Origin of the sequence: Streptomyces sp. (genome assembly GCF_036524955.1) — a bacterium.
In the GTDB taxonomy this organism is placed as follows: domain Bacteria; phylum Actinomycetota; class Actinomycetes; order Streptomycetales; family Streptomycetaceae; genus Actinacidiphila.
Window position 1 is genome coordinate 1 of record NZ_DATDBG010000222.1, and the last position, 12,994, is coordinate 12,994.

General features: G+C 73.3%; 8 protein-coding genes. All 8 read right to left on the minus strand.

Annotated features, from left to right (window positions below; all coding sequences use genetic code 11):
• Positions 1-2,927, minus strand: a 2,927-nt coding sequence (locus VIW71_RS18010) for an adenylate/guanylate cyclase domain-containing protein (RefSeq protein ID WP_414720774.1), incomplete at its 3' end; no start/stop codon positions are given.
• Positions 2,928-2,974: 47 nt separating this feature from the next.
• Complete coding sequence (locus tag VIW71_RS18015) at positions 2,975-3,187, minus strand: aroma-sacti cluster domain-containing protein (RefSeq protein ID WP_331623362.1); 213 nt, start codon at positions 3,185-3,187, stop codon at positions 2,975-2,977.
• Positions 3,171-3,842, minus strand: a complete 672-nt coding sequence (locus VIW71_RS18020) for an iron-containing redox enzyme family protein (RefSeq protein WP_331623363.1) — start codon at positions 3,840-3,842, stop codon at positions 3,171-3,173. The genes VIW71_RS18015 and VIW71_RS18020 overlap by 17 nt, the downstream gene beginning before the upstream one ends.
• Positions 3,839-4,933: a radical SAM protein gene (locus VIW71_RS18025; protein WP_331623364.1), complete on the minus strand. Its 1,095-nt coding sequence runs from the start codon at positions 4,931-4,933 to the stop codon at positions 3,839-3,841. Before VIW71_RS18025 ends, VIW71_RS18020 begins: the two co-directional genes overlap by 4 nt.
• Before the next feature lie 638 nt (positions 4,934-5,571).
• Positions 5,572-7,356 (minus strand): AfsR/SARP family transcriptional regulator, encoded by a 1,785-nt coding sequence (locus tag VIW71_RS18030; RefSeq protein ID WP_331623365.1) that lies wholly within the window; start codon positions 7,354-7,356, stop codon positions 5,572-5,574.
• Between the two features lie 503 nt (positions 7,357-7,859).
• Positions 7,860-8,903 carry an LLM class flavin-dependent oxidoreductase gene (locus VIW71_RS18035; RefSeq protein ID WP_331623366.1) on the minus strand — a complete coding sequence of 348 codons (1,044 nt, stop codon included), beginning with the start codon at positions 8,901-8,903 and terminating at the stop codon, positions 7,860-7,862.
• A 25-nt stretch (positions 8,904-8,928) separates the two neighbouring features.
• Positions 8,929-10,167: an MFS transporter gene (locus VIW71_RS18040; RefSeq protein ID WP_331623367.1), complete on the minus strand. Its 1,239-nt coding sequence runs from the start codon at positions 10,165-10,167 to the stop codon at positions 8,929-8,931.
• Positions 10,164-12,917 carry a class III lanthionine synthetase LanKC gene (lanKC, locus tag VIW71_RS18045; protein ID WP_331623368.1) on the minus strand — a complete coding sequence of 918 codons (2,754 nt, stop codon included), beginning with the start codon at positions 12,915-12,917 and terminating at the stop codon, positions 10,164-10,166. The genes VIW71_RS18040 and lanKC overlap by 4 nt, the downstream gene beginning before the upstream one ends.
• Positions 12,918-12,994: the final 77 nt, after the last annotated feature.

A 12,994-nucleotide genomic window follows, 5' to 3' on the forward strand; every position in this document is an offset into this window, starting at 1 on the left:
GAGTCGGTGCGGGCGGCAACCCGCACCGACTCCTCGGCGAGCCGGACAGCCGTCTCCGGCTCGTGGCGTACAGCGGCCAGGCGCGCCTGCAGCCCGGCGAAGTCCGCCTGGTCGGCGGCTGCGCGGTCCGGGCCGGCGCCGTCCAGCGCGGTGAGGTGGGCGGCCGCGGCCACCGGGTCGTCAAGGGTGAGGCAGTTGCGGGCGGATTCCAGGGCGAGCGGCAAGAGCAGTCCCTCGGCACCGAGTTCTGCGGCTGCGGCGCGCGTGCCGGCGAGCTGGGCGAGGGCGGCCTGCGGTCGGTCGGCCAGGGCCTCGACCATCGCGGTGAAGAGCGGGAGGAACACCCGGGCTTCGGCGTAACCGAGTTCGGCGGCGAGCCGCCCTGCCTCGGCGAGGCGGGCGGCGGCCTCGGAGCGGCGGCCGTTCAGGGCGAGCAACACGGCGAGCGGGCAGTTCAGCGTGACCCGGACGGTACGCCGGCCGGGCGCGTGCCGGGCGAGCAGTGCCTGGCAGTGGGCTATCGCCTCGGCGGCAGGGGCGGGTCCGCGCCAGAGCGACACCCCGAGCGCGCCGAGGGCGGCGGCCCGTTCGGGTTCGGCGTCGGCGCGGACGGCCTGTTCCAAAGCCCTGGTGAGGAGGTGTTCGGCCTTACCGTGGCGGCCCTCGACCTGGTACTGCTGGGCGAGGCGCAGACAAGCGCGGGCTTGGCCGAGGTGGTCGCCGCGTTCCTCGAAGACGGGCAGCACTTCCCGGGCGACCCGGGCGGTGCCGGCACCGCGGTTCGGGTCGTGCACCGCCAGCGCCAGACGGGCGTGGGCGGCTTCGACGGGGTCGACCGCCCGGGCCAGCGTTTCCCGGAGCAGGGTGCGGCCCTCCTCGGGACGGCCGAGTGCCAGGCGGACCTCTGCCAGACGGCGGCGGGCGGCGACCTCGGCCGGATCGGCGGTGACGCGCGGCCCGGGGTCCTCCGGATGGGGAGTCGATTCCTCAGCAGCCGTACGAGCCGGTGCCGGTACGGTCAGCGCCACCGCGCGCGTCAGGAGGTCGTCGGCCCACGCCAGGTCGGAGCGCGCGAGAGCCTGGGCTCCGGCGCGGGCCAGGAGCGGGAAGGCGGAGCGGCGGAGGCGTTCGGTATGGGCGTCCTGGAGGCCGAGTTCGACACGGTAGTGGTGGGCGCGTTCGAGGTGGCTGCCCGTGGCGCCGTCGCCGGCACGGCGGACGGAGGAGAGCGTCGCGGCCCGCTCGTGCCATGCGGAGCGGGTGCGTTTGGTCATGCACTGGTACGCGACCTCCTGCACGAGCCGCGAGGTGAACCGATGGACGCCGTCCGGCGCGGCCTGGACGAGCCGACGCCCGCCGAGCCGGAGGAGCCCGTCCCGCACGGTGAAGTCGTCCGCGTCGGCCAGCTCGGCCAGATCGGTGCCGGCGAACTCGTCGCCGAGCACGGAGGCGAGATCGAGCAGGGTGCGCTCGATGGGGCCGAGCGCGTCGATGCGGGCGCCCAGCACGGCTTGGAGGGTGGGCGGCAGGTCGGCGTCCGGCCCCCCGGCGAGCAGCTGTTCCAGGTGGAGAGGGTTGCCGCCGGCGCGGCTGAGCGCGGCCTGCGCCGCCTGCGGCCCGGCGCCGAGGTGGTCGGCGAGTTCCGCGGCCTCGGTCGCGGAGAGTCCGGGCAGCAGCCACGGGCCGTCGGCCACGGGCTCCGGCCGGGCGAGCCGCAGGACGAGCACGGGAGCGTGAGCAAGGCGTCCGGTGAGGTCGTCCAGCATGTCGGTGAGCGCGGAGGACGCCCACTGGCAGTCGTCGATGGCGAGCACGACGGAACGGTGCCGCGCGGTGAGGGCGAGCAGCGTGGCGAGCGCGGCGCAGGTCTCGGCGGTGGAAGGGTTGGGGGTCCCGTCCCGCAGCAGGCCTCCGGCGAGTACGGCGTGCGCCTGATCGCGGCCGGCCGGCCGGTCCGGGGCCCGGTCCGCGTCACCGCGTGCCCGCTCGGCGGCGGGGAGCAGCTGGCGGACGGCGTCGGCAAGGGGGCTCAGACTGCCGTGGGTGCCGTAGGTCTGGCAGCGGCCCGTGCCGTACAGCGCTCGGGGGGCGACCGAGGCCAGCCACTCTCCGAGGAGTCGCGATTTGCCGATGCCCGCCTCGCCGTACAGCCGGACCTGCCGGACCCGCCGACGGGCGGTGACCTCGGCGAGTGCCGCGTCCAGCACGTCGAGTTCGCGGCGCCGGCCGACGAACGGCACGTCGAATCGGCGCCGCACGGCCGGGTCGTCGTCCTCGACGGCCAGCAGCCGGTGCGCGGTGACCGGTTCGGACTTGCCTTTGAGCTGCAGCGGCTCCGTCGCGGTGGCGCTGACGCCCGGGCCTGCGGCGAGCAGCGTGTCGGGGCCGATGAGGATCTCACCGGCCCTGGCGTTCTGTTCCAGCCGGGCGGCCACGTTGACGGTCTCGCCGGATACCAGCGCCTGCCGGGCGGTGACATCCGAGGTGGCCACCACCCGGCCGGTGTTGACACCGATCCGCACGTTGAGCCGGACGCCCAGCTCGGCGTCGAGGCGAGCGTTGAGACCGTCGAGGGCGCCGACCATGCCGAGGGCGGCGGCGAGAGCGCGGCGTGCGTCGTCCTCCCGCACGGTCGGGACACCGAACACGGCCATCACCGCGTCGCCGATGAATTTCTCCACCGTGCCGCCGTGCGATTCGATCTGTTCCCGGATCAGTTCGAAGTAGCGCAGGGTCACCGTGCGCAGTGTTTCGGGGTCCAGGCGGCCGGAGAGCGCGGTGGACCCGACCAGATCGCAGAACACAACGGTGACCAGTTTGCGTTCGTCGGCCACCCGCGCCGATGCACGATCCCCCTGCGGAGTGCCGCAGGAGGAGCAGAAGCGGGCATCGTCGGGGAGTTCGTGGGCGCACCCGTGGCACTGCATGGAGGGCCTCGCTTGTCGGCTGTCGGTGGCGTCCGGGCCGCCGGATGTCAGAAGAGGGCGCCGCCTGCGATCTCGCTGTGCGCCTGTACGTCAGGGGAGACCTCGTCCAGCCTGGCCTTGATGCTCAGCAGCAGCGCCAGCTCGTCGGAGCTCAGGTCGAGCAGCACCTGCCGCTGGTCGTCGTTGAGCCAGTCGAGCTGGACGCCCGCCTGCGCCAGGCGCGCGAGGACACCGGCCGGTTCCTCAGGGGGATGCGTCATGGGTGGCCTCCGTGAAGGGGTCGGGATCGGCCAGCCGCAGGAACAGCCGGACCAGCGCATCGGCGGTGTGCAGGGCACAGAGGGCGGCCGCCTGCTGCTGGGCCGGCCCGAGCGGCAGGACATCGAGGAGTGCCAGCAGGTCGCGGAGGTGGCCGCCGTCCAGTTCGGCGTGGGCCGCGAGGGTGCGGAACGCGGCCGGTGGCAGCCCGGTCTCGGAGGCCAACCGCGCGGCGAGCCAGGGTGCGGGCGCGTTGGCCTCGAGCACGGCGACGTATCCGAGCAGGGCGACGGGATGCTCGTGCTCGACCCGGTAGTACGCGGGCCCGACCAGCGCGGCCACTTCGGGGAGAACGGGGGCTGTCGCGATCGCCGCGGGATCGGCCCCGGCGGCCGCCAGATCCGCCAGCAGCCAGGCGTCGTGCCCGGCCTCCTCGCCGATGTGCGCAAGGAGGTACGCCCGCAGCCGCCCGGGCGGGCACTGATCGGCGGCCCGCTGCATCAGCGGCACCGAGGCGCGTACGACACCGTGCATGGCGCTGAGATACCGCACGTACCGCCCGGCGGTCACCGGCCGGCGCCACAGCGCGGACGACGCCACCGCGATCTCGGGGCGGGCCAGCCCCAGACACAGCCCCAGACGGGCGCCGGCGCTCACCGCGGGCTGCTTTCCCCGCCCGGGCCGGGCCGGACCAGATGGGCGTACGCGGCGCAGCCGTAGCGGCGGGCCAGACCGCGGGCACCCTCACGGGACTGGGCCCTGGCCGCCTCACGGTCCAGGATCTCGCCGACCAGGCCGGTACCCGCCCGGGCCGCGGTGGCCAGGGCGGCGGGGTGCTCGGCGACCGCCCGGCAGGTGCCGCAGTACGTGGCCGGACGGCCGTCCTGAGCCGGCGGGACGCCGAGCCTCGCCGGGCCCAGGGTACGCAGGGCCCGCAGAGTGGGCGAGCCGGTGGCCCGGTGCCGCACCTCGGGCCAGGAGCTCTCGGCGATGTGGCCGAGACGCAGGTGCGGCGGGACGGGCCGGCGGTCCACGGTGTCCTGGTTGCAGCAGGCGAGCACGGTGCCGTCGAAGCCGATCACCGGCCAGGCCGCCATCGCGCAGGGGGCGAGCCGCCCGGCGCCTTCGTCCGCGGCGGCGGACCGGGCGGCGGCCCAGCTCGCTGCCCGTCCGAAGGGCCGGACTTCGTTGACCAGTACCGCCGTGCCGGCACCGAAGGTCTGCCGGATCGCCGCGGTGGCGTCCGCGAGGTAGGGGTCCGCGGCACCGGTGCCGGACAGATGGAAGCTGATCGGCACACCGGCGTCGCGGATGGTGCGCACCGCGGCGAACACGGCGGCGCGCGGAACCTGGCGTTCATGGAAGATGTCCAGACTGGCCGAGAAGTGGTCCACTGCGACAGCCGCCCGCAGCACGGCGGGAGGGACGCGGCCGTCCTCCCGGGCGAAGAACATGCCGCTGAGCAGCGCGGTACGAGTACCGGCGGCCCGTGCGAGGGCGGCCAGCGCGACGACCAGGCCGGGCCGCAGCAGGGGTTCCCCGCCGGTGAGCAGCATGACCTCGGGGTGGTCGGCCGGGGTGAGGGTGGCGGTGAAGCGCAGCAGCGCCTCGGCAAGGGGCTGGTCACCCCCTGCGGGGCCGGAGTCCGTCGAGCAGTGCGCGCAACTGAGCGGGCAGCGCCGGGTGAGGCACACCAGCAGCCCCGCACCGGGCTGCGGGCGCAGCGCGAGCAGCTCTCCGAGTTCCATCAGCCGTCTCCCTCCCACCGTGCCGCCCCTGGCGACACTCGTGCGGACTCCACTGTCCGGGCGTCGGTTGGCCGCTGCTTGAAAACCGCCTCAGCCCTGGTATACGCGCAGGCCATCGCCGTGCCGCCGGGCGTCCCGGGTTGCCTCGGTTCCGTCTCCGTGCCCGCCCCGCGACCGCGTACCCCAGCCGAGCTGCGCCTGTACCGCTGACCGTCACACGCCGGCTCACCCCGGGGTGCGGCTGCCTGCGTTTCGGTCTGGGCCGGGTCTCCGCCCGGTACGCACGCCCGCCTCCACGAGACGACAGGAGAGCGCCGTGCCGGAGCGCGAGCGGGCCGACAGGGACTTCCGGCTGCCGTAGAGCGGCCGGCGCTCTCGTCCCCGTCAGGCTCGACGTCATGGCGCTTCTCGCGTGACGCGAGGACAAGCGGCGACACCGCTGATGCTTTTGACCCTTCGTCCGGCCTCTTCACATCAGTGAAGGCGAGCGGACCAAGGAGTCGGGAACCGCTCGCCGCCCGTCGGGCAGCGCCGGCTGCCGGGCAGGGCGACGGGAGCCCGACCGAGGCATGGCTCCGATGCGGCCCGCGGCCCGGACCAACCGGCGCGGGCCTTCGGCGAGTTCCCGCCGCACCGGGTCAGTCCGAGGGAGCCCCCAGCTCACAGCGGCTGCCGAGCTCACGGCCGAAGCCGTACGCGAATCCCGACATCCCGTACACCATGGAGTGCGCGCTCACCTCGGCGTCCGGCACCATCAGGAGGTTGCACTCCACCAGCGACTCCAGGGCGAGTTCGGCTCCCTCTTCCAGTCCGCTGAGCGCGGCGACGAGCTGTCCGTGTTCGAGCGGCGGCTCCAGCGCCACCACGCGGTGGAAGGCAGCCCGCCGCCGCTCCGACAGGCCCCGGTAGAAGGACTCGAACCGGTCACGCAGCGCCAGTTCGCCGGCGGCCATCTCGTCGAGCAGGCGCGGGGCGCGGCACAGCCGGTCGGCGTAGTCGGCGAGCCGCACGTGCCGCAGGGCGTTCAGCCTGGCCCCGGTGATCCGTACGGCGAGCGGTGAGCCTTCGCAACACGCCACCAGGCGGCGCGCGGAGCCGGGGTCCGTCATGACGCGGCCGACGCCGATGACGCGGCCCAGCAGCTCCATGCTCTCCGCCTGGCCGAGGACCGGCAGGTCCACCCGCAGTACCGATTCCAGCCCCGACAGGCGGTTGCGGCTGGTCACGATGACCGCGCTGGCGCCCCCGGACGGCAGCAGCCTGCGGACCACGTCCTCGCGGACCGCGTCGTCCAGCACGAGCAGCAGCCGCCGGCCGGCGATCCAGGACCGCCAGGTGGCCAGCGCGTACGCGGGCGAGTGTCCGACGTCCAGGCCGATCGTGTCGAGCAGGTTCCGCACCACCGTCTCCAGCGGCCGGTCTCCGAGTTCGGCGAACAGGCCCCCGTCCGGGAACAGTGGTACCAGCCGGTGGGCGACGTGCACCGCCAAGCAGGACTTCCCGACTCCCACCGGGCCGGACACCACCGCCACGTTGTGGCCCCCGCTGCGGCCGTAGTGGGCGATCAGCCGCTGCACCTCGGCGGCTCGGCCGACGAAGTCCGGCAGGTCACGCGGTAGTTGGTTACCCGGGCGGCCCCGACCGAACCGGTGCGGCGGGGGGTCCGCGACCTCGCCGTCCAGCAGCCGCGCGTGCAGCCGGGACAGCATCGGCCCCGGTTGCACCCCCAGTTCCTCGGCCAGCACCCGGCGGACGAAGTCGAAGTGGGCCAGCGCCTCGTTCGGCCGGCCGGACAACGCCAGCGCCCTCATCCAGCCCGCCGCCAGGCGCTCGCGCAGCGCGTGCTGCCGTACGTGCTCCTCCAGACGGTCGAGCACCGCCCGGTGCCCGTCGCTCTCGGTCTCCAGCTCCGCCCAGTCCTCCAGCGCGGACAGGAACAGCTCCTGGAGACGGTCACGGGCGGTCGCCAGCACGGGCTGGTCGCCGAACTCCGCCAGCGGCGAGCCGTCCCAGCCCGCCAGCGCCCGGCCCAGCAGCCGGCGTGCTGTCTCCGTGTCGCCGTCCCGGCTCGCCTGCCGTCCGCTGCGCACCAGGTCCTCGAAGAGCAGCAGGTCGCACTCGTCGGGCGTCATCCGCAGACGGTAACCGATGCCCACGTGCGTCAACCGCGCCCCGAAAATCCTGCGCAGCCGTGAGACGTACGCCTGGAGGTTCTTCCTGGCGGTTCGGGGCGGGCGGCCGTGCCACAGTGCCTGGACCAGTTCGTCCGTACGGACGGTGGCGTTCGCCCGGCTCAGCAGTACCGCCAGCAGCAGCCGCTGCTTGGGGCCTCCGATGTCGACGACTTCCCCGTCCGCCAGTACCGAGAACTCACCCAGCGCGCGGCACTCCAGTGGGACGGCCGCCGTCGCGGCGCCGCTCACCGGTGACAAGACGGTATCCGGCTGAACATTCTCTGACGGAACGGCAGCACCACCCTGCTCGTGGCGTGAACACTTCGCACTCGCTGTGAATTAAACATCGGACGACCTTTTTCCGTGAGGGCAGAGCGGAGCAGATCGAAGGACTGCCTGTAAATTGACACATGTGCGTGGAAGCCGTGCCAGATTGATTTGCGTCAGCTCGTGCGCGGTTTACGGCCGTGGGCGTGGGGCGACGACCAGGCAGGTAGACGCGCGTTGACAGATCGAGTCCGGCGCAGGGGATCAGTGCGCCGTAATGGGCGCGCTGCGCCTGCGCCATCCCCCGAGTGCGGCGACGGCCCTCCCTACGGTGGTTTGGCACCGGTGCCCGGAGCCTGCGGCCCGCAAATCCGGGAGCCTCACCCAAAAGCGACCGTTTTCTCCTCGGGGAAGTCCGGGAAAGAAGCCACAGAAACACTCTTTCATCACGAAGATTTCATCAGTCACACAGGAGGACAGTCGAATCACCGGTCACTTGCCGCGTACTTCATCCCGGGAGCGGACGATCCCGTGCCGGCCGCGGGCGCGCGGTGGTCGGCCAGCAGGCGCAGTGTCCGGCAGCGGCCCTCCCCGGTGTGGTCGTAGGCGACGAGCATCAACTCGTCGGCCCGCAGTTCCCGGGCCAGCCGTTCCAGGGCGTCCGCCACGGTGGCGGGTCCCCCGTGCACGACCATGGCCTCGTCGAGGGTCCGGCGGGCCAGGTAGTGCTCGCGGATCGTGGGAAGGGGCGCGCGCGATGTCTCCCGGTGGTTGCGCCGCACCTCCTGAGCGGCGACCTCGAAGGCGAGCTCCCCGGCCTGTTCGTCGGTGTCCGCGCACAGCACGTTCACCGACGCCATCACGTACGGGCGGCTGCCCGGCGCATCGGGGGTGAAGACCGACCGGTAGCGGTCCACCGCGGCCGGACGGCACTTCGACCGGCCCAGGTGGTGCCCGTAGACGAAGGGGAGCCCCCGCTCCGCCGCGACGCGCGCGCCGTTCTCACTGACGCCGAGGATGTACATCCCGGGCGGCACCGGAACGTGCGGCGACAGCACAAGGGTCCGCAGCGGGTGCTCTTCGGCCAGGTCACCGTGGAGGAAGCCGTGCAGCTCGTCGACCATCAGGGGAAACTCGTCACGGGCCTGCGGGCCGCGTCGCAGCGCCCGGTCCAGCAGGGTGGTCGCGTCCTTGCCGCCGGTGGCGCGGCCGACACCGAGGTCGATCCTGTCCCCGTAGAGGGATCGCAGGACGGCGAACTGCTCGGCCACCACCAGCGGCGCGTGGTTGGTGAGCATCACCCCACCGGAACCCACGCGTATCCGCCGGGTCCGCGCGGCGAGGTGCGCCATCAGGACGGCCGGGGAACTGCCCGCCGTCTTGGGCGCGTTGTGGTGCTCGGCGACCCAGAAGCGGCGATACCCGCATGAGTCGGCGACGACGGCCGCCCGTGCCACGTCGTGGAGCGCCTGCTGCGGGTCGCCGTCGGGGCCGACCAGGGCCAGGTCGAGTACGGAGAGCGGGGTCAATGTCCAACCTCCTGTGAAGGGCTGTTCAGTAGGTGGCCGGAGCGGGCAGGAACAGCGCGACGGCGGCCAGCGCGCCGAACACCGCCGCCAGCACGGCGGCCACACTCGGCATGGACAGCTCCGCCAGCAGCAGACCCGCCAGCAGCGGCCCGGTCGGTTGCAGCAGCTCGGTGGAGAAGCCGAACGCCGTGGTGACCCGCCCGTAGATCGCCTCCGGCGCGGCCTTCGCCATGACCGTGGACAGCACCGCTCCGATCACCGGGGTGAGCAGGCACAGGGCGGCGAAGGCCGCGACGAACGCGATGGTGCTCCCGGTCCGCCAGGCCGTCACCAGGCACAGCGCGCTCACCGCGGGCCCGGCGGCGAGCACCAGCGGCAGGCTCAGCCGCCGTTGGGCCAGCGGGGCGAGCAGCGAGCCCGCCAGCCCGGTCACCGCCGCCGAGCTCATCGCCACTCCGACCGCCGACGCGCCTCCGGAGGTCCGGCCGACCCCGAGGATGAGCGCGTACACCAGCGCCTGGAACACCAGGTTGAGCAGGGCGAAGTACACCGAGGACGTACGCAGGAAGGGATCCCGGACCAGGTGGCGCAGTCCCGCAGTCACCCGGCGCAGGAAGCCGCCCTCGCCGCCCCCGGTTCCCCGCCCGCCGGTCGTCCGGGACCGGGCCACGCACGCCACGCATCCCAGGGAGACCGCGAAGGTGGCCGCGTCGACCGTGAAGGGGACCGAGGGCGACAGGGCGAACAGGAACCCGGCCGCCGAGGGCGCCGCGACGGCCGCCCCGTAGGCGCGGGCCTGGTTGAGCGCGACCGCCTTGCCCAGTTGGTCCTTGGGAACGATCCTGCGCACGAGCACGTTCTGGCTCGGCCGGAACACCTCGAACGCCACCTGCGACCCCACGACCGCGACCAGGGCCGGCGCGATCGGCAGCCGGCCGCCCGCGACGAAGCCCGCCACTGAGGCGACCAGGACCAGGCTGACCAGGTCGGAGGCGATCATGAGGGTGCGCGGATCGCAGCGGTCGCTCAGGTAGCCCGCGGGTATCCGGACCACCATCGACGTCAGCAGGGTCGCCGTGCCGATGACGCCCGCCAGCGCGGTGGAGTAGCCGGCGGCGAGCAGCACCAGTGGCAGGACGATGTACGACATCCCCGAGCCGAAGTCGGACAGCGCCTGTCCGACCCACAGCAGCCGGAAGTCCCGGTTGGTGCGCAACGCCGCGGGGCCCGCCTTCGCGGGCGTCGCGGTGGTCGGCACACTCACCGCGTCCTCCCCGGGCCGTCCGGCAGATCGTCCAGCACGAAGTTGAAGTTGGTGCGGGCTCCGGGCCGGGCATGGCGCACCCGGTCCAGGAACAGTGCGACACCGGCTGAACCGCTGGCCAGGTCGCAGCTCTCCCGTACCGTCTGCTCGCCGGGGAAGACGATGCCCTCGGGCCGCTCGATCGCGGTGCACAGCACCGCCGAGGCGATCCGCTGGGCGTCGCCGAGCAGCTCCGGATCGCCGAGGATCTCGTACGCGTCCAGCAGGGCGTTTCCCAGGCCGCTGGTGCCGTGGAACAGCTGGGGGAAGACCGTGTGCTTGCGCCGCACGTCGGGCAGCAGCCGCGCGACGGCCTCCCGCAGTCCGCTGTCACCGGAGAACCGGTAGTAGCGCAGCGCGGAGGTGAGGACTCCCGCGGTGCCCTCGTCCCAGTAGTGGCGCAGGACCCGGACGGGCTCGTCGTCGGTGGGCACCTGGGCGGGGAACGACATCGGCCCGCCGGGCTGGGCCTGGGCCTGGGCCAGGTCGAAGTCGAGGGCGGCGCGGCCCAGTTCGAGCATCGGCTGATCGCCGGTGGCACGGTGCAGCTCCAGCAGGAACAGGGCCACACCGGCCGCGCCCTCCGCGTAGCCGACCGGCCTGCGGCCCGACGCGAGGGCCCAGTGCGCCAGACCGGCGTCGCGCGAGGCGGTCGCCGCCAGCCGGGCGCCGACCGCGCGCGCCCGGTCGAGGAACTCCTCGCGCCCGGTGTCGGCCCACAGCCGCAGACAGGCCATGCCGAATCCGGCCGTCCCGGTGACGATGCCCGGCTCGCCGTCCAGCAGCGGATGGTCCCCGGCCGACCGCAGAGTTCGCACCGCGAGGTCCGGCAGGCCCAGCGCGCTCTGGGCCCAGGCGACACCGGCCAGGCCGTAGTACAGGCCGGGGGGCATCGAGGCGTGGTCGGTGGGCTGACGCAGTGCCCAGCCGAGGAGCGGGTCGGGTACCTCGCGGCCGAGCCGGTGCAGCGCGTACAGGCTCCCGTAGGCGCCGTGCGCGAGCGAGAGCGGATTGGTCAGGAACACCAGCAGGTCGGCGGGGAACAGCCGGTCCGCGCGGGTCGGGTCCGCGGCGCCGACGAGATGGTCCGCCACGCCGTCGAGCACCGCACCGATCCTCTTGTGCAGATCGGCCGTGGCCGCGGGGTCCGGCCTCGCGGGAAGCGCCAGCGGCGGCGGCCTTCGCCACGCGGTGGCGAAGGGGATCGCCTCGATCCGGCGCAGCAGGTCCGCGGGTTCGGGAGCCGGTACGTCCTCGTCGTACAGGTCGCCGATCAGGGAGACCAGTTCCGCGGGCAGGTCGAGGTCGGCGGCCACCTCGGCGAAGAGCCTGCGGGGGACGGTGGGGTCCAGGATGTCGGCCTGGTGGCAGACCATGACGGAGACCAGCATGATGCCGCCGAGCCCGTAGTAGTCGTTGCGGCGGTCGCCCTTGCCGGTGACACGTGCCCGGCGGGTCACCATGCCGGGCGTGAAGAGCGCGGCGCCGCTGTCCGCCCCGGGCGCCGCCCCCTCGAAGTACGCGGACTCCAGGTCGATGATCCGTATGCGGTCGTCGGGGGTCACCATGATGTTGGTCGGCGAGAGGTCGCACAGCACGATGCCGCGCTCGTGGCACGCCGCGATGGCCTCGGCCACCTGCGTCCACAGGCCGCGGAACCGCTCGTAGTAGTCGGCCAGCCGGCCGGGGTCGAGCCGCAGGCCGTAGACCGGGTTCTCGGCGATGCTCAGCGCTCCCAGGTGGATGCCCTCGACGTACTCCTCGACCAGGAAGGCGTGCTCCCACTGTGTGAAGAAGGCGACCGGCCGTACGAACAGGCCGGTGTCCTCCAGGGCGACGAGCAGGTCGTACTCGTGGCGCAGAAGGTCTGCCGCGTCGATTCCGTCGCGCCCGATCTCGACCCCCGGCCGGGCCTCGCGCAGGATCACGTCGGCGCCCGTCTCGTTGTCCACACCCCGGTAGATGCCGCCCCGGTTGGAGAAGGACAGGGCGCTGGTGACGGTGAAGCGGCCGTCGGCGAGCCCGGGTGGCAGTGCGTCCGCGGTGTCCCCGGCGGAAGGCGCGACCGTCCCGGGCGCGAACGGGTCGGTGGCCCACGGCGGGGTGTGCCAGTACGGATGCCGGATGTCGACCACCTCGGAACCGTCCGGCGTGCGGATCAGCAGCTCCTTCATGCCGATCGACGTCAGCCGGGAGGTGGTGGCGAAGCCGCCGTACCGGTAGTACACGGCGCGCGACCCCGGATAGCGGCGGTCGGAGAGGATGTACGGCCCCTCGAATCCGGCGAGCGCCTCGGTCAGTGCGCTTCCGACCTTCCTGAACTCCGCCTCGTCGGCCGGGTAGACCGTGATGAACTTCCCGCTGGCCCCGCGCGGGGCCGTCTTGCCGTTGCACTCCTGGACGGCCTCGCGGTCCATCAGGAACTTGAAGTGGACCCCCGCGTCGCGCAGCACCGGAAGAGCCAGGCGCAGCATCTCCACGCTGTGCTGAGAGGTGGCGGCCACGTGCAGCTTCCAGCCCTGCGCCACCGTTTCGACGCCCGGAGGCGTGGCCAGCATCCAGTAGCCCCGGCGTCCCAGCGTCCAGGTGTCGGGAACCGCGGCCCGGTATTCCCGGATGTGCTCACTGCTCGGCGCGCGGCGGCCGAAATCCTCGAACCAGCGCGGGTGGTGCGTCATGTACGACAGCACCGTCTCCCATTCCACCTGCATGGATGCGCGTCCTTTCGCTGCTCTCGGGATGTCTGGCCCTGCCCAGCCGTTCCGGGCCGGCGGTCGAACCGCCGGCC